The organism is Actinotalea sp. Marseille-Q4924, assembly GCF_916618755.1.
Lineage (GTDB): Bacteria > Actinomycetota > Actinomycetes > Actinomycetales > Cellulomonadaceae > Actinotalea.
Window position 1 is genome coordinate 370,689 of record NZ_CAKAKB010000004.1, and the last position, 16,381, is coordinate 387,069.

Consider the following 16,381-nt stretch of genomic DNA (forward strand, 5'->3'; position numbering starts at 1 on the left):
GGGGCAGTGGTGCGCGCACGACAGCACGAGGCGTCGCCGGTGGGTCCGCAGGGGCGCGGCGGGGTGCCGCTGGGGCGGGTGCACCTGCTGTGGGCCGTGCCGGTCGCGCTCCTCGGCGCCCTGGCCCTGACGGTCGCGGCCGGGGTCCTCGCGTGCGGCATCAGCGGCTGCTCGGGCGGCGGGTTCGGGCCGGTGACGGACTACCGGCTGATCGCCGTGGCTCTCCTGCTGGTCGCCGGCGTCGTCCTCGCCGCCCCGGTCGCGCTCATCGCGTGGACGGGGCGACGAGCGGTGCGGTGGACGGCCGCGGCAGCCGTCGGGCTCGCCTGGGTGCTGTGGGCGGCGCCGGGGGTCATGGGGCTGTGACGGCCGGGGCCTCCTCGCCACCTCGACGGTAGCCCGACCAGTCCGCGGCGAGGGCCTCGGAGCCGCGCGCCAGCAGCGCGACGTCGGCGCCCACGGCCACGAACGACGCGCCGGCCTCCAGGTACTCCCGCGCCACGGCCGGCTCGAACGCGTTGACGCCGACCGGCGTGCCGGCCGCCCGCACGGCGTCGAACGTCCGGCGGACGGCGGCTACGACGTCGGGGTGGCGCTGCTGCCCGAGCAGGCCCATCGACGCCGACAGGTCGGCCGGGCCCACGAAGACGCCGTCCACGCCGTCGACCGCCGCGATCTCGGCGGCGTTCTCCACGCCCTCGGCCGTCTCGACCTGCACCAGCAGCGACACGTGGTCCGCCGCCTCCGCGAGGTACCCGTCGACCCGGTTCCACCGCGCCGAGCGGGCGAGCACCGAGCCGACGCCGCGGCGACCGTGCGGCGGGTAGCGCACGGCCTGGACGGCGGCGCGCGCGTCGTCGGCGGAGGACACCATCGGCACGAGGACGTTCTGCGCGCCCAGGTCCAGCACCTGCTTGAGGACGACGACGTCGCCGATCGGCACCCGCACGACGGGCGTCACGGGGTAGGCGGCCACGGCCTGCAGCTGCGCGAGGACGGACTCCAGCCCGTTGGGGGAGTGCTCCATGTCGACGAGCAGCCAGTCCAGTCCCGCTCCGGCGCAGATCTCCGCCACCAGCGGGCTGCCCGAGCACACCCACATCCCGACGAGCGGTCGGCCGCCGTCGGGCGCCTCCTGCTGCGCCTGGAGCGCGTGGCGGAACGTCGGGGTCAGACGAAGCGGCATGAGACGGTCCCCTGCTCTCGGAAGTCGGCCAGCACGGTGTCCCCAGGGTGGACCCAGACGGGTCGGGTGAAGGAGCCGGCCAGGACGAGCTCTCCGGCCTCGAGCCGTTCGCCGTGCTGGGCGAGCTTGTCCGCCAGCCACGCGACGCCCCGGGCCGGGTGGTCGAGCACCGCCGCAGCGACGCCCGACTCCTCGATCGTGCCGTTGCGACGCAGCACGGCGCACACCCACGGCAGGTCGACGTCGCCCGGCCGCACGCGGGTGTCGCCGACCACCATGCCTCCCATCGCGGCGTTGTCGCTGATCGTGTCGACGATCGTGCGGCCGGCCATCTCGATGCGGGAGGAGAGGATCTCCAGCGCCGGGACGACGTACTCGGTCGCGCGCAGGACGTCGTCGTCGGTCGCGCCCGGGCCGACGGGCTCGGCGAGCCGGAACGCGAGCTCGACCTCGATGCGGACGTTCGAGAACCGTCCGTGCTCGATCTCCGCGCCGCTGGGGAACACCATGTCCTCGAAGATCGCGCCGTAGTCCGGCTCGTCGATGCCGGTCGCGGCCTGCATGACCTTCGACGTCAGCCCGATCTTGCGGCCCACCGGCCGGCGGCCCGCGCCGATCGCCCGACGGCGCCACTCGCCCTGGACCGCGTAGGCGTCGTCGACCGTCATCCCGGGGTGGCGCACGGTGAGCAGCGGGACCATGGTGCGGTCGCGCTCGGCGGCGGCGAGCTCGTCGGCGACCGCGGCGACGTCGTCGGCGGACAGCGTGCGGGGGGTCACGGCCGGATCCTCGCGTTCACAGCTGGTGGCCCAGCTTGTACTCGCCCTGCTTCCACGACGGCAGGGCGTCGGGCTCGTCCGCGGGGCGGGTGTAGGAGAACCCGTCGGCGCCGATCGTCACCGCCATCTCGCTGGTGTCGGTGCGCGCGACGACCGGCTGCGGGTCGCCGTCGAGGTCGAGGACCAGCGACGCCTCGGTGTACCAGGACGGCACGACGGGGTTGCCCCACCAGTCGCGGCGCTGGTTGTCGTGCACGTCCCACGTCACGACGGGGTTGTCCGGGTCGCCGGTCCAGTAGTCCTGCGTGTAGATCTCCACGCGGTGCCCGTCCGGGTCGCGCAGGTACAGGTAGAACGCGTTGGAGACGCCGTGCCGCCCCGGCCCGCGCTCGATCCGGTCCGACAGGCGCAGGGCGCCGAGCTTGTCGCAGATCGCGATGATGTTGTGCTTCTCGTGCGTCGCGAACGCGATGTGGTGCATGCGGGGCCCGTCGCCGCCGGTCATGGCGGTGTCGTGCACGGTGGGCTTGCGGCGCATCCACGCGGCGTAGGTGGTGCCCTCGGCGTCCTGGATGTCCTCGGTGACCCGGAAGCCGAGGGTCTCCATGAACGCGACCGCCCGCGGGACGTCGGGGGTCACCTGGTTGAAGTGGTCCAGCCGCACCAGCGCGCCCGGCGTGTGCAGGTCGTAGCGCCACGCGAGGCGCTCGACGTGCTGGACGTCGTGGAAGAACTCGTACGGGAACCCCAGGGGGTCCTCCACGCGCACCGTGTCGCCGAGGCCCCGCACGAACCCCTGCGCGCGACGCTCGACGCGGCAGCCCAGCTCGGAGTAGAAGGCCACGGCCTTGTCCAGGTCCTCCGGCGTGCGCACGCGGTAGGAGAACGCGGCGGCCGCGGCGACGGGACCCCGGCGCAGCACGAGGTTGTGGTGGATGAACTCCTCGAGCGTGCGCAGGTAGACGGTGTGCTCGTCCTCCTCGGTGACGACCAGGCCGAGCACGTCGACGTAGAAGTCGCGGGAGGCGGCCAGGTCCGTGACGACGAGCTCCATGGACGCGCAGCGGACGATGTCCGGCGGCGGGGCGGCCGGGGTGGGGATGCGGCCGCCGTCGGGCGTGAGGTCGGTCATCGCTGGTGCCCTCTCACTCGTCGGCCGTGGCAGCGACCTGGTCGGCACTGGCGGGCGACCGGGGACCTGTCTTGCCAAAGGTGGGGTGGTGCGCCTCGCCCAGCGTCACGTGCACCGCCTGCTGGTGCGTGTAGAAGTCGATCGACCGGTAGCCGCCCTCGTGCCCGAGCCCCGACGCCTTGACGCCGCCGAACGGCGTGCGCAGGTCGCGGACGTTGTTGCTGTTCAGCCACACCATCCCGGCCTCGACGGCCTGGGAGAAGGTGTGGGCGCGCCGCAGGTCGTTCGTCCACACGTACGCGGCGAGGCCGTACCTCACGCCGTTTGCCAGGGCCAGCGCCTCCTCGTCGGTGTCGAACGGGGTGATCGCGACGACCGGCCCGAAGATCTCCTCCTGGAAGATGCGGGCATCCGCGGCGACGTCGGCGAACACGGTCGGCGCGACGTAGTTGCCGGTCGGGAAGCCGTCGGGCCGCCCGCCGCCGGCGACCAGGCGCCCCTCGCCCTTGCCGATCTCGACGTAGCGCATGACCTTGTCGTAGTGCTCCGGGTGCACCAGCGCACCCACCTCGGTGGTCGCCTCGTGCGGCGGGCCGACGACGACGCGCCGGGCCTGGGCCGCGTAGCGCTCCACGAACTCCTCGTACACCTCGCGCTGGACGAGGATCCGGCTGCCGGCCGTGCACCGCTCGCCGTTGAGCGAGAACACCCCGAAGATCGTCGCATCGATCGCGGCGTCCAGGTCCGCGTCCGCGAAGACGACGGCGGGCGACTTGCCGCCGAGCTCCATCGACAGGCCCTTGAGGTGCGGGGCGGCGTTGGCGAAGATCAGCTGTCCGGTGCTGCTCTCGCCGGTGAAGGAGATCAGCGGGACGTCCGGGTGCTTGACGAGCGCGTCGCCGGCCTCCTCGCCCAGGCCGTTGACGAGGTTGAACACCCCGCGTGGCAGGCCCGCCTCCTCGAAGATGCCCGCCCACAGCGATGCCGACAGCGGCGTGAACTCCGCCGGCTTGAGCACGACGGTGTTGCCCGTCGCCAGCGCCGGACCGAGCTTCCACGACTCGAGCATGAACGGCGTGTTCCACGGGGTGATGAGGCCCGCGACGCCGATCGGCTTGCGGTTGACGTAGTTGATCTGCCGGCCGGGCACCTTGTACGCGTCGTCGGCCTGGGCGACGACGAGGTCGGCGAAGAACCGGAAGTTCTCGGCGGCGCGGCGCGCCTGTCCGAGGGCCTGCGTGATGGGCAGGCCGGAGTCGAAGCTCTCCAGCTCGGCGAGGCGGGCGTCGCGCGACTCGACGATGTCCGCGATGCGGTGCAGCACGCGCGAGCGCTCGCGGGCGAGCATCCGCGGCCACGGCCCGTCCTCGAAGGCGCGCCTCGCGGCCGCCACCGCCCGGTCGACGTCGGCCTGCTTCCCGGCGGCCGCGTGGACGTACGTCTCGTTCGTCGTCGGGTCGAGCACCTCGAAGGTGGCGCCGTCGGCGGAGTCGACGTGCTCGCCGTCGATGTAGTGCCGGACGCGGTCGGGCAGGTCGGCGGGGGCGTGGGCCGTCGCCGGCTCGGTGCGGGTCTCGCTCATGGGCTTCCTCCGGTGAGGGCCGTGGGGTGCTCGTGGTGCAGGTAGGCGGTGAGGGTCGCGGAGCGGTGCTCCCGGGCGGCCCGCTCGATGTCGGCCAAGGCAGCGCCGGCCTCGATGAGGGCGACGATGCCCTCGTGCTCGCGCACCGACTCCTGCGCGCGGCCGGGCACGAAGCTGAACGTCGAGTCCCGCAGCCGCCCGAGGCGGGACCACTCCGCCGTGACGAGCTCGAGGAGGCGGGGGTTCGGGCAGGAGGCGAAGAGGACCGCGTGGAACTCCTGGTTGAGCGCCGTGAAGGCGTGGGGGTCGAAGTCGTCCAGCGTCGCCACCAGCCGGTCGTTGACCTCCCGCGCGCGGCGCAGGTCGGACGCGGTGAGGCGCCGGGCCGCGAGCGCCGTCGCCGCGCCCTCGAGGACGGCGAGGGTCTCCATGCTCTGCCGGTACTGCGAGTCGTCGATCATCGCGACGTGCGCGCCGACGTTGCGCTCGAACGTCACCAGGCCCTCGGCCTCGAGCCGCCGGATCGCCTCGCGCACCGGCACGACGCTCATCCCGAGCTCCGCCGCGATCGCGGCGAGGACGAGCCGGTAGCCGGGCGCGTACTCGCGGCTCGCGATGCGCTCGGCGAGCCAGTCGTAGGCGCGCTGGGACTTGCTCGCCGCCGCGGAGGTGGCGACGGGCGCCGTCGTCGGTGGCCGCCTCTCCCCGGCGCGGGCGCTCATCGCTGCGCCCGCCACGCCTCGTACTGCTCGCGCCACTGCGCGTTCATGGGGAACAGGCCGTCGACGGGGTGCCCGGCCGCGACCTGCTCGGCGATCCACGCGTCCTCGTCCTCCTGGGCGAGGGCCGCGTCGACGACCTCCTCGACCAGGCCCGGCGGGATGACGACGACGCCGTCGCGGTCGCCGACGACGACGTCGCCGGGCTGCACCGTCGTCCCGCCGCAGGCGATGGTCAGGTCCGCGTCCCACGGCACGTGCCGGCGGCCGAGCACCGCGGGGTGGGCGCCGCGGGAGTAGACGGGGATGCCGACCTCGGCGACCGCGTCGTGGTCCCGCACGCCTCCGTCGGTGACGATGCCCGCAGCGCCACGGGCGTGGGCGCGCAGCGCGAGGATGTCGCCCAGCGTGCCGGAGCCCTCCTCGCCGCGGGCCTCGATGACGATCACCTCGCCCTCGCCGACGGCGTCGAACGCGCGCTTCTGGGCGTTGTAGCCGCCCCCGTGGGAGGCGAACAGGTCCTTCCGGTGCGGCACGAAGCGGAGCGTGCGGGCGGTGCCGACGAGCTTGGTGCTCGGGTGCATCGGCCGGACGCCGTCGATCGTCACGTCGTCGAGGCCGTGCCTGCGCAGCTGCGCGCTGAGGCCGGCGGTCGGCGCACGCATGAGCTTGTCGCGCAGGTCGGGTGTGAGGCGGAACGGCGCGCGCCCCGGGTCGGGTCCCGGCGCGGCGTCCGACGCCGGCTCCGGGTCGAGCCCCGCCGCCTCGCGCGACCCCCACGCCTCGGCGCGCTGGACGTCGTCGGCGGCGGGCAGCGAGCCCAGGTCGCCGTCGAACGGGTGCTCGCCCTGGGTGACCGTCGTGACGAGCCGGCCCGTGCTGGGCGCCCCCGGCGCCGCCGGGGCGTCGACCTCGACCTCGACGACGTCGCCCGGGGCGAGCACGCTCGAGCCGGCCGGCGTGCCGGTGAGGACGACGTCGCCGGGCTCGAGGGTGAGGTGCTGGGAGAGGTCGGAGACGAGCTGGGCGAGCGGGAAGATCAGCCCGTCGGTCGTGCCCTCCTGCCGCAGCTCGCCGTTGACCCAGGTGCGCACGCGGAGGGCGTCGGGGGCGAGCGCGCGGGCGTCGAGCAGGGCGGGGCCGAGAGGCGTGAACCCGTCGCCGCCCTTGGACCGCACGTTCGAGCCGCGGTCGTTCGCGCGCAGGTCGTACAGGCCGAGGTCGTTCGCCGCGGTGACCCAGGCGACGTGGTCCCACGCGCGGTCGAGCGGGACGCGGCGGGCGGCCGTGCCGATGACCAGCGCGACCTCGCCCTCGAACGCGAGCAGCTCGGTGCCCGCGGGTCGCTCGACGGTGCCGCCGCTCGCCGCGACGGAGCTGGAGGGCTTGAGGAAGTACGACGGGTGAGCCGGCCGGCGGCCGCGCTGGTCCGCGCGCGAGGCGTAGGACAGGTGGACGGCGACGACCTTGCCGGGTCGCTGGGGGAGGGCCGCGAACCGCTCGTCCGCGGCGGCGAGGGCGCCGTCGTCGGCGGGGTCTGCCGCGCGCGCGGCGTCCGCACCGGTGCTGGTGTCGTGACTCATGAGCTCCCTCGCTCCTGGATCCCTCGGATCGTATACGACCCCGCCCGCCGAGGCGTCGGGGCCCGTCCTCCCGCCGGCCTCACGCGAGACAGCGGGTCGCCGCCGAGACAGCGGCTCCCCACCCGCTGTATCGGCGCACGTCCGCTACCTCGGCGGCTCCGGATAGCGGGAAGGGTGGGTGGTCAGGGGTTCGTGCCGGCGATCTCCTCCCAGTACGGGGCGACGACGGCGCCCGAGATGCGCAGGTCCAGCAGCAGGAAGGGGCGCTCGGCGGCCGGCCGGGCCACCCACGCCGCGAGCACGTCGAGGTCCTCGACCGTGCGGACGACGACGCCCTGCGCGCCCAGCGCCGCTGCCAGCCCCGCGAAGTCGACGTCGGGGATGAGCATCGGCTCGCGGGCCAGGCCCTTGCGCCCGTAGTTGTGGATCTCCGCGCCGTAGGCCCCGTCGTTCCAGACCACCGCCAGCCCGCGGCCACCGGCGACCCGGACCGCCGACTCCAGGTCCGACAGCGCCATGAGCCCCCCGCCGTCGCCGGTCGTCAGCACCACCGTCGCCTCGGGCCGGGCGAGGGCCGCACCCACGACGCTGGGGAAGCCGAGCCCGATGGCCTGGAACGCCGTGCCCACCATGACCATGCGGTCCGGTGAGGCGACCGGCCAGTACATGTTCGACCAGCCGAGGAAGTGGCCGCCGTCGGAGACGACGACCCGGTCCTGCGGCAGCAGCGCCGCGAGCCGCGCCGCCGCCGAGCGTGGGTCGAGGCGCCCGTCCGGTGCGATGCCGTCGCCCTCGTCCCGCCGCAGCACCGCCGCGACGTCCACGGACTCGCGCCAGCCGCGGAGCGCCGCGCGGCCGGAGGCATCGGCCTCGCGCTCGGCCTCGCGCACCCTGCCGAGCTCGTGGAGCACGGCCTCCGCCACCACCGCGGCGTCCCCGCGGACGTACCCGGCCACGTGCGGGTGCGTCGCGGCCGGGGCGACGTCGACCTGGAAGACCCGCGTGCCGGGTGCGAACAGCTCGCCGAACCGCATGGTGAACGGGTTGAGCGACGCGCCGAGGACGACGGCGACGTCGGCCTCCCGCACGAGCGCCATCGCGCCGTCGGCGCCGAACCCGCCGGCGACACCGAGGTCGAACTCCGCCCGCGGGAACACCCCGCGCCCGAGCGCCGTCGTCGCGGTGAGGGCGCCGGTCGCGTCGGCGAGCGCACCGAGCACCTTGCCCGCGTCGGCCACCCACGCGCCGCGACCGGCCAGCAGCAGGGGCCGGCGTGCGGAGGCGAGGGCGCGCGCGACGTCCCGCACGACGCCGTCGGCGAACGGCCCGCGCGGGGCGAGCGGCGCCGGCAGGTGGGGTGCGGTCGTCTCCGGGACGGGTCCGGCGTCGAGGGTCGCGACGTCGTACGGGATGGCGAGGACCGTGGGGACGCGGTAGGTCAGCGCGTGCTCGACGGCGATGACGGTCGTGGCGGCCGCGTCCGCGCGGCCCACCGTGTAGGTGCGGGCCCCGACGGCAGACGCCATGGCGATCTGGTCGACGTCCCAGGGCCGGGGCCCGGAGGTCGGCTCGTCGCCCACCACGAGGACGAGCGGCACGTGCGCCTGGACCGCCTCGGCGAGCGCGGTGAGGGTGTTCGTGAAGCCGGCCCCGTACGTCGTGGTCGCGGCGGCGAGACGCCCGGAGGCGCGGTGGAAGGTGTCGGCGGCGACGACGGCGCCCGCCTCGTGCCGGACCGCCGTGAAGCGGGCGGCGGTCTGGCGCTCGAGGGCGTCGAGGAAGTACGCGTTGCCGTTGCCCATGACACCGACGACGTGGTCGACGTGGGCGGCGAGCGTGACGGCGACGTGTGCTGAGACCGTCGGCATGGGGCGGGCCTCCACCTGCGGGCGACCAGGGGCCTCGTTGCCCCTGAGGTGGGCATCATATACGATCCGTCCACCTCGACAGCGGCGTCAGGAAGTCGGTTGCCATGCAGTTCCACCACCACGGCTACGTCTCCGGCGACCCGCGCGTCCAGCCCGCCGCGGGCATCGGCCTGGACCGGCCGGAGGAGCTCCCCGACGAGGTCGACGTCCTCGTCGTCGGGACGGGGCCGGCCGGCATGATCGCCGCCGCACAGCTGTCGCAGTTCCCCGACATCCACACGCGCGTCGTCGAGCGGCGGGACGCCCGCCTTGCGATCGGGCAGGCGGACGGCATCCAGGCGCGCAGCGTCGAGACGTTCCAGGCGTTCGGCTTCGCGGGACGGATCGCCGAGGAGGCGTACCGCATCACCGAGATGTGCTTCTGGCACCCTGACCCGGCGGACCCCTCGCGGATCGTCCGCGGCGAGCGGCCGCCGGACGACCCGGCCGGAATCAGCGAGTTCCCGCACCTCATCGTCAACCAGGCCCGGGTGCTCGACTACTTCGCCGAGTTCATGGCCCACTCGCCGAGCCGCATGAGGCCGGACTACGGCTACGAGTTCCGCGGTCTCGAGCGCACCGACGACCCCGACCACCCCGTCACCGTCACGCTCGTCCGCACCGCGGGGGAGGCGGCCGGGCAGGAGAAGGTCGTGCGGGCGAGGTACGTGCTCGGGGCCGACGGCGCCCGGAGCGCCGTGCGGGCGTCGATCGGCTGCACGATGGAGGGGACGTCGGCGCTGCACGCCTGGGGCGTCATGGACGTCCTCGCGGTCACCGACTTCCCCGACATCCGCCTCAAGTGCGCCATCTCGGCCGAGCGGGGGAACATCCTGCTCATCCCGCGCGAGGGCGGGCACCTGTTCCGGATGTACGTCGACCTCGGCGAGGTGACGCCGGAGGACCACCACGCGATCCGCGCCACGACGATCGACCAGATCGTCGCCCGGGCCGACGCGATCCTGCACCCCTACTCGCTGGACGTCCGCGACGTCGCCTGGCACAGCGTCTACGAGGTCGGGCACCGGATCACCGACCGGTTCGACGACGTGCTGCCCGAGGAGGTCGGTACGCGGACACCCCGGGTCTTCATCGCCGGCGACGCCTGCCACACCCACAGCGCCAAGGCGGGCCAGGGCATGAACGTCTCCATGCAGGACGGCTTCAACCTGGCGTGGAAGCTCGGCTACGTCCTGTCCGGCCGCAGCCCGGAGAGCCTGCTCGCGACGTACTCCGCCGAGCGACAGGTCGTGGCGCAGGCCCTCATCGACTTCGACAAGCAGTGGTCGACCCTCATGGCGAAGAAGCCGGGGGAGGTCGACCCCGCCGAGCTCGCCGCGTTCTACGTGCGCACCACCGAGTTCCTCTTCGGCTTCATGACGCAGTACGCGCCCTCGATGGTCGTCGCCGAGCCGACGCACCAGGGCCTCGCCACCGGCTTCCCGGTCGGCAAGCGTTTCAAGTCCGTGCCGGTGGTCCGCGTCGCGGACGCCAACCCCCTGCACCTGGGCCACCAGCACCGCGCGGACGGCCGCTGGCGCGTCTACGCCTTCGCCGACGACGGCGCCCCGGCGCCCGGCTCCGCGTTGGTGCGGTGGGCAGAGTGGATGGCCGGCTCGCCGGACTCGCCCGTGCAGGCGCACACCCCGGAGGGCGCGCAGCGGGACAGCGTGCTCGACGTCAAGGCGGTGCTCCAGCAGCGGCACGCGGACGTCGACCTGGCGCAGGTGCCCCGTCTGTTCCTGCCGCGGACCGGGCCGTTCGAGCTGGTCGACCACGAGAAGGTGTTCGCCGTCCACCCCGACGAGGACATCTTCGAGCTGCGGGGGGTCGACCGGGGCGGGTCCGTCGTCGTCGTGCGGCCGGACCAGTACGTCGCGGGGGTGTTCCCGCTGGACGCGACGGCGGAGCTCGCCGCCTTCTTCCGACAGCACCTGCTGGTGCGCGGCCGGTAGCTCAGGGCTGCGCCCGGTCGCTCACGGCTGCGCGGCGATCGCGTCGAGGTCGCGGACCGCGTACCGGTGGTGCTCCCACTCCTCCTCGAGGATCGTGTGCAGGCAGCCCAGCACGGTCACGGAGTGGTCCGGTGCCCAGGGGTTGCGGCGCGGTGCCGCCAGGTCCTCGCGCGTGACCGTCGCCAGGAGGTCCCGCACCATCGCGAGCCGCTCCGCCCGCACCTCCAGCACCTCGGCGTACGTCGGCGTGCTGTGCGAGAACACCGACATGTCGTGGCCGTCGGTCCCGTACTCCTCGTTCGGCTGACCGATCGGGTGGAACGGCTGGTCGACCTCGAGGACCGCGCGGCGCAGCCAGGTGTCGGTCGCCATGACGAGGTGGCGCAGGGTCTGGGCGAAGGACCACTCGCCGTCGACGGAGACGTCCGGGGTGCCCGGCGGCATGGCGGCGACGCGGTCCAGCGTCGCCGCCCAGGTGCTCTCCAGCGCCGCCCAGGCGGCGCGGAGGCCGGCCGGGTCGGGGGCACGGCGCTGCGAGCGACCGGGGAACCGGCGGTCGAGCTCGGCGTCGACGAACGGGGCGACGTCGACACCGTTGACGAGCAGGGCGGCCTCCTCGCCGGTGAGCCACGGCGCGTCGATGTCCGCCCCGGCGACGTCGGCCCCGCGCATGACCACCCCGGACAGGTCGGACCGGACGAACCGTGCACCGCGCAGGTCCACGTCCTCGAACCGCGCGCCCCGCAGGTCGTCGGCCCGGGTGAAGGTCGCCCCCATGACGTCTCCTCGTCGATCGCCGCGATGACCCGCCTGCGGGCCGAGGCCCACCCTGGCGCAGGACTGCGCGGAGCGAAAGGTTCCCTCGGGGCCGGAGCGCCCGCGACAATGTCCCCAGCACCGGGCAGGAGGCCGCATGGAGCTGGGCCTGTACCTCGCGGCCGCCGTCGTCGGTGGCCTCGTCGCCACGGCCGTACGCCTCCCGCCGCTGGTGGGCTACCTCGTGGCGGGGTTCGCCCTGGGCGCCCTCGGTGCGCCCGAACCGGCCGGGCTCGAGCAGATCGCCGATCTCGGCGTGGTGCTCCTGCTCTTCGCGATCGGCCTGAAGTTCGACGCGCGGACGCTGCTGCGCCGGGAGATCTGGCTGACGACCAGCCTCCACCTGGTGCTGTCGACCGCCGTCGGCATGGGGTTCCTCGGCCTGCTCGGGGTGGTGGGTCCGGCGCTGGTCGCCGGTGAGTCGGTGGGCGGGCTCGCGCTCGTGGGGTTCGCCCTGTCCTTCTCCTCGACCGTCTTCGTGGTCAAGGTCCTCGAGGACCGCTCCGACGCGACGTCGCTGTACGGGCGCATCGCCGTCGGCCTGCTCGTGCTGCAGGACGTCGTCGCGGTCTTCTTCATGGCGTTCGCCGGCGGCGAGGTGCCGTCCCCGTGGGCGTTCGCCCTGGTCCTGCTCCTGCCGGCCGCATGGCCGCTGCACCGCATCTGGGACCGGATCGGCCACGGCGAGCTGCAGGCGCTCTTCGGGGTGACGGTCGCCGTCGCGCTCGGGTGGGGACTGTTCGAGGCGGTCGGTGTTCACGGCGAGCTGGGCGCGCTGTTCATGGGCGTGCTGCTGGCGAAGCACCCCAGCGCGTCGGAGCTGTCCCGGTCGTTGATGACGTTCAAGGACCTCATGCTCGTCGCGTTCTTCCTGCAGATCGGGCTCCACGGGCGTCCGGGCCTGGAGGAGCTGCTGCTCGCGGCCGCGCTGCTGGTCGTGCTGCCCTTCCAGGTCGCGTTCTACGCGGTGCTGCTGTGGGCGATGCGGCTGCGCCGGCGCACGGCCTTCCTCGCCGGCCTGGTCCTGGCCAACTTCTCGGAGTTCGGGATCATCGTGGCCGCGGTCGGGGCGACCGCCGGGCTGCTCGACGAGCAGTGGGTGGTGGTCGTCTCCCTCGCCGTCGCGTACAGCTTCGCCGTCTCCGCCCTCATCAACCGCCGCGGCGTGGAGCTGGCGACGCGGATGGTGCGGCTGCTGCCGCACCACAGCACCGCGCAGCTGCACCCGGACGACCGCCTCGTCGACGTCGGCCACTCCGACGCCCTCGTGCTCGGGCTCGGTCGGATCGGCGCTGCCACGTACACGCACCTGCGGGACGGGTACGGCCTGTCCGTGGTGGGCGTCGAGCACGACCAGACGCGCGTCGCGGAGCTGAGCGGCCAGGGGTTCGAGGTGCTCCGCGCGGACGCCACCGACGTCGAGTTCTGGACCCGTGTGAAGCGGGCCGGTCAGGTGCAGGTCGTCGTCCTGGCGATGCCCTTCCACAGCGCCAACCTCATCGCGCTGGCCCGCCTGCAGGCGGCCGGGTTCACCGGCAGGGTCGCCGCCGTCGCGCGGTACGACGACGACGTCGCCGAGCTCCGCAAGCACGGGGCCGACGCGGTGTTCCACCTCTACGGCTCTGCCGGCACCGCGCTCGCGGACCATGCCGCCGAGGCCGTCTTCCTGGACCGGAGGGCGGCGGGGCGCGCGCCGGAGAGCACGCCGGAGAGCACGTGACGCCGGAGCCGTACGCCGGCCTGGCGCGCACGTTCGACACGGCCGCCGAGCTGTACGAGCGGGTCCGGCCCAGCTACCCCCAGGGCGTCTTCACCGACCTCGCGTCCGGCTCGGACCTGCGCGGTCGCCCGGCGCGGGTGCTGGAGATCGGCGCCGGCACGGGCAAGGCGACACGCGGCCTGCTCGAGCAGGGCTGGGCCGTCGTGGCCCTCGAGCCGGGCCCTGCCCTGGCGGCCGTGGCGCGGCGGGCGCTGGCCGGGTGGGGCGACGTCGAGGTCGTCGTCGCCCCGTTCGAGACGTGGGAGCCGGGGGAGCGCGCGCCGTTCGACCTGGTCGTCGCCGCGACGTCCTGGCACTGGCTCGACCCGGCGGTGGCGTACCGCCGTGCCGCGGAGCTCCTCCGGCCCGGGGGTCACCTCGCGATCATCGCGACCGAGCACGTGGCGCCCGCCGCCGACGGCGACCCGTTCTTCCAGGAGGTCCAGCACCTGTACGAGGAGGTCGGGATGGGCGACGGCCAGGGCGGGCCGGGCCCGCCCGAGGCGGTCCCGGCGCCCGACGTCGCGGCGATCGCGGCGAGCGGGTTCTTCACCGAGCCCGTCGTGCACCGGCACGTGTGGGGCTGCGACTACGCGGCGGAGGAGTACCTCGCGCTCCTGTCCACCTACTCCGGGCACATCGCGGCGCCTGCCTCGCAGCGCGAGGCGCTGTTCACGGGCATCCGGCGGCTCGTCGCCGACCGGCCGTCGCGGTCGGTGCGCAAGCACTACCTGGCCATGCTCCAGCTGGCCCGGCGCCGGGACGAGGCGGCCTGACCGCGGACGCCTAGGGCTGCTGGGTGTGCGTGTGCATCCGCGCGCCGGACGCGTCGAAGATGCTGATGACCTGCGCCGGCCGCGGGCCTGCGGCCGAGAGCGCGTGGGGGACGCGCGTGTCGAACTCCGCTGCCTCGCCGCGGGTGAGGGTCAGGTCCTGGTCGCCCAGCCGCAGCCGCAGCCGGCCGGAGAGGACGTAGAGCCACTCGTAGCCGTCGTGCACGCGCAGCTCCGGCAGGGTCGCGACCGGGGGGTAGGTGATCCGGTAGGTGTGGATCGCCGAGCCCTCGGGTGCGAGCGGCGCGATCTCCATCCCGTCGCGGTGGACCACGGGCCGGCGGACGCGGGGGTCCGGCGCCTGGAGCCCGACGAGGTCGTCGATGCGGATCCCCAGCTGCCTCGTCAGGGGCAGCAGGAGCTCCAGGCTCGCCTGCCGCTTGCCGGCCTCCAGGCGGGACAGGGTGCTCGCGGACATCCCCGCGCGGGAGGCCAGGTCGTCGAGCGTCCACCCCCGCGACTGCCGGGCCGCGCGCAGCCGCGGACCCACGTGCCTCAGCTCGTCCACCACGACCCCACCGTCCCGCTTGCCGATTCAGCAAGGAGTCTTGCACATTCACGACTCGCCGGGGAGGCTCGGGCCATGGAGATCGAGACGTGGGACGTGGTGGTCGTCGGTGGCGGTGCGGCGGGACTGAGCACGGCGCTCATGCTGGGGCGGGCGCGACGGCGCGTGCTCGTGCTGGACGGCGGGAGCCCGCGCAACCGGTTCGCCGCGCACATGCACGGCGTCCTCGGGCACGACGGGCTGGACCCGGCCGAGCTGGTGGCCCGGGGTCGCGAGGAGGTCGCGCGCTACGGGGTGGAGGTCCGCACCGCCGTCGTGGAGCACGTCGCGGACGTGGCGGACGCGGTCGCGGTCCGGTGTGCCGACGGCACGGAGCACCACGCGCGGGCGCTCGTCGTCGCCACCGGCCTCACCGACGAGCTGCCGGACGTCCCCGGGCTCGCGGAGCGCTGGGGCACGAGCGTCCTGCACTGCCCCTACTGCCACGGGTGGGAGGTGCAGGACCGGCGGCTGGGTGTCCTGGTCACCTCACCGCTCGGCCTGCACCAGGCGGAGCTGGTGCGGCAGTGGAGCGACCGCGTGACGGTGTTCACGGCGGCGGTCGGCGGCGTCGAGCCTGAGGTCGAGCGGCGTCTGCGGTCGCGCGGCGTCGAGGTGGTCGCCTCGTCCGTCGTCGAGGTGGTCGGGGAGGGCGACGGGATCGCCGCGGTCCGCACCGCCGACGGCGACGTCCCGATCGACGCCGTCTTCACCGCCGCGCGGCTGCGGCCGCACGACGCGTTCCTCGCCGACCTGGGCCTGGCGCGTGCCGAGGGCCCACTGGGCAGCGCCATCGAGGTGGACCCGACGGGGCGCACGAGCCACCCGCGGGTCTGGGCCGTCGGCAACGTGGTCACGCCCGGCGCGAACGTGCCGATGGTCGTCGGAGCCGGGGCGATGACCGGCGGGACCGTGAACATGGCTCTCGTCACCGAGGAGTTCGACGCCGCGGCGGCCGACGTCGCCCCGGCGACCTTCTGGGAGGAGCGGTACGCCGGGTCGGACCGGGTCTGGTCCGGCAGGCCGAACAGCACGGTCGTCGACGTCGTGGCAGGCCTGGAACCGGGCCGCGCGCTCGACCTGGGGTGCGGGGAGGGCGCCGACGCCATCTGGCTGGCCGGGCACGGCTGGACCGCCACCGGCCTGGACATCTCGCCCACGGCGATCCGGCGCTCCACGGCAGCGGCGCGGGCCGCCCGGGTCCCACCGGAGCGCATCCGCTTCGTCGCGACGGATCTCGACGCGTGGTCGGCGGACGAGCGCTTCGACCTGGTGACGGCGAGCTTCCTGCACTCGCCGGTGGCCCTGTCCCGCACCGACATCCTCCGGCGGGCCGCCGACCGCGTCGCCCCGGGTGGCCACCTGCTGATCGTCTCGCACGCGGCCGCGCCGCCGTGGTCCACGCACCAGCACGAGCACACCTTCCTGACGCCGGACGACGAGGTCGCGACGCTCGACCTGGACCCGGGCACGTGGACCACCGTGCTGAGCGAGACCCGCACGCGCGCCGCGACGACGCCGGACGGCGAGCAGACCACCCTCGACGACGGCGTCGTCCTGCTGCGCCGGCGCTGACGCGGGTC

General features: G+C 74.4%; 14 protein-coding genes. 5 read left to right on the plus strand and 9 right to left on the minus strand.

Translation table 11 applies throughout. From position 1 onward, the window contains the following. The first annotated feature begins 9 nt into the window (after positions 1–9). Positions 10–366: a hypothetical protein gene (locus LG379_RS14480; protein ID WP_225755299.1), complete on the plus strand. Its 357-nt coding sequence runs from the start codon at positions 10–12 to the stop codon at positions 364–366. Here LG379_RS14480 and LG379_RS14485 read toward each other — a convergent pair. From LG379_RS14485 to LG379_RS14515, 7 genes are all read right to left on the minus strand, one after another. Further along, entirely contained in the window at positions 353–1,186 is an 834-nt protein-coding gene (locus tag LG379_RS14485; RefSeq protein WP_225755300.1) for an HpcH/HpaI aldolase/citrate lyase family protein, read from the minus strand. The two genes, LG379_RS14480 and LG379_RS14485, sit on opposite strands and share 14 nt — an antisense overlap. Continuing rightward, the gene (locus LG379_RS14490; RefSeq protein WP_225755367.1) at positions 1,171–1,887 is read right to left on the minus strand and encodes a 2-keto-4-pentenoate hydratase; all 717 of its coding nucleotides are present in this window, start codon (positions 1,885–1,887) and stop codon (positions 1,171–1,173) included. Before LG379_RS14490 ends, LG379_RS14485 begins: the two co-directional genes overlap by 16 nt. A 94-nt stretch (positions 1,888–1,981) precedes the next feature. Beyond that, on the minus strand, positions 1,982–3,097 hold the full coding sequence (gene hpaD / locus LG379_RS14495; protein ID WP_225755301.1) for a 3,4-dihydroxyphenylacetate 2,3-dioxygenase: 1,116 nt from the start codon (positions 3,095–3,097) through the stop codon (positions 1,982–1,984). Positions 3,098–3,110: 13 nt separating this feature from the next. Further along, positions 3,111–4,679, minus strand: coding sequence for a 5-carboxymethyl-2-hydroxymuconate semialdehyde dehydrogenase (hpaE, locus tag LG379_RS14500; RefSeq protein WP_225755302.1), 1,569 nt, complete (start codon positions 4,677–4,679; stop codon positions 3,111–3,113). Next, positions 4,676–5,401: a GntR family transcriptional regulator gene (locus LG379_RS14505; RefSeq protein WP_225755368.1), complete on the minus strand. Its 726-nt coding sequence runs from the start codon at positions 5,399–5,401 to the stop codon at positions 4,676–4,678. Before LG379_RS14505 ends, hpaE begins: the two co-directional genes overlap by 4 nt. Continuing rightward, positions 5,398–6,981: a fumarylacetoacetate hydrolase family protein gene (locus LG379_RS14510; protein WP_225755303.1), complete on the minus strand. Its 1,584-nt coding sequence runs from the start codon at positions 6,979–6,981 to the stop codon at positions 5,398–5,400. The genes LG379_RS14505 and LG379_RS14510 overlap by 4 nt, the downstream gene beginning before the upstream one ends. Before the next feature lie 182 nt (positions 6,982–7,163). Beyond that, a complete protein-coding gene (locus LG379_RS14515) occupies positions 7,164–8,849 on the minus strand; it encodes a thiamine pyrophosphate-binding protein (RefSeq protein WP_225755304.1) in 1,686 nt (561 codons plus the stop codon). Positions 8,850–8,953: 104 nt separating this feature from the next. On the opposite strand from LG379_RS14515, the gene LG379_RS14520 reads away from it, so the two are divergent. Then, on the plus strand, positions 8,954–10,843 hold the full coding sequence (locus LG379_RS14520; protein ID WP_225755305.1) for an FAD-binding monooxygenase: 1,890 nt from the start codon (positions 8,954–8,956) through the stop codon (positions 10,841–10,843). 21 nt (positions 10,844–10,864) lie between these two features. On the opposite strand, the gene LG379_RS14525 is transcribed toward LG379_RS14520, so the two are convergent. Then, a complete protein-coding gene (locus LG379_RS14525) occupies positions 10,865–11,620 on the minus strand; it encodes a DinB family protein (RefSeq protein WP_225755306.1) in 756 nt (251 codons plus the stop codon). Positions 11,621–11,756: 136 nt separating this feature from the next. Between LG379_RS14525 and LG379_RS14530 the strand changes: the two genes are divergently transcribed. Together LG379_RS14530 and LG379_RS14535 are read left to right on the plus strand one after the other, a co-directional pair. Beyond that, entirely contained in the window at positions 11,757–13,379 is a 1,623-nt protein-coding gene (locus tag LG379_RS14530) for a cation:proton antiporter family protein (protein WP_225755307.1), read from the plus strand. Then, positions 13,376–14,194 (plus strand): trans-aconitate 2-methyltransferase, encoded by an 819-nt coding sequence (locus LG379_RS14535; protein ID WP_225755308.1) that lies wholly within the window; start codon positions 13,376–13,378, stop codon positions 14,192–14,194. The genes LG379_RS14530 and LG379_RS14535 overlap by 4 nt, the downstream gene beginning before the upstream one ends. 10 nt (positions 14,195–14,204) lie before the next feature. On the opposite strand, the gene LG379_RS14540 is transcribed toward LG379_RS14535, so the two are convergent. Beyond that, a complete protein-coding gene (locus LG379_RS14540; protein ID WP_225755309.1) occupies positions 14,205–14,759 on the minus strand; it encodes a helix-turn-helix domain-containing protein in 555 nt (184 codons plus the stop codon). Positions 14,760–14,834: 75 nt separating this feature from the next. On the opposite strand from LG379_RS14540, the gene LG379_RS14545 reads away from it, so the two are divergent. Then, positions 14,835–16,373, plus strand: coding sequence for an FAD-dependent oxidoreductase (locus tag LG379_RS14545; protein WP_225755310.1), 1,539 nt, complete (start codon positions 14,835–14,837; stop codon positions 16,371–16,373). The last annotated feature ends 8 nt before the right edge of the window (positions 16,374–16,381 follow it).

Excerpts from the sequence above, each read along its gene's own strand:
- LG379_RS14505 (WP_225755368.1), bottom strand. The coding sequence starts at position 5,401 with ATGAGCGCCCGCGCCGGGGAGAGGCGGCCACCGACGACGGCGCCCGTC.
- LG379_RS14510 (WP_225755303.1), bottom strand. The coding sequence starts at position 6,981 with ATGAGTCACGACACCAGCACCGGTGCGGACGCCGCGCGCGCGGCAGAC.
- LG379_RS14525 (WP_225755306.1), bottom strand. The coding sequence starts at position 11,620 with ATGGGGGCGACCTTCACCCGGGCCGACGACCTGCGGGGCGCGCGGTTC.
- LG379_RS14545 (WP_225755310.1), top strand. The coding sequence starts at position 14,835 with ATGGAGATCGAGACGTGGGACGTGGTGGTCGTCGGTGGCGGTGCGGCG.
- LG379_RS14515 (WP_225755304.1), bottom strand. The coding sequence starts at position 8,849 with ATGCCGACGGTCTCAGCACACGTCGCCGTCACGCTCGCCGCCCACGTC.
- hpaD (WP_225755301.1), bottom strand. The coding sequence starts at position 3,097 with ATGACCGACCTCACGCCCGACGGCGGCCGCATCCCCACCCCGGCCGCC.
- LG379_RS14530 (WP_225755307.1), top strand. The coding sequence starts at position 11,757 with ATGGAGCTGGGCCTGTACCTCGCGGCCGCCGTCGTCGGTGGCCTCGTC.
- LG379_RS14520 (WP_225755305.1), top strand. The coding sequence starts at position 8,954 with ATGCAGTTCCACCACCACGGCTACGTCTCCGGCGACCCGCGCGTCCAG.
- LG379_RS14490 (WP_225755367.1), bottom strand. The coding sequence starts at position 1,887 with ATGGTCCCGCTGCTCACCGTGCGCCACCCCGGGATGACGGTCGACGAC.
- hpaE (WP_225755302.1), bottom strand. The coding sequence starts at position 4,679 with ATGAGCGAGACCCGCACCGAGCCGGCGACGGCCCACGCCCCCGCCGAC.
- LG379_RS14485 (WP_225755300.1), bottom strand. The coding sequence starts at position 1,186 with ATGCCGCTTCGTCTGACCCCGACGTTCCGCCACGCGCTCCAGGCGCAG.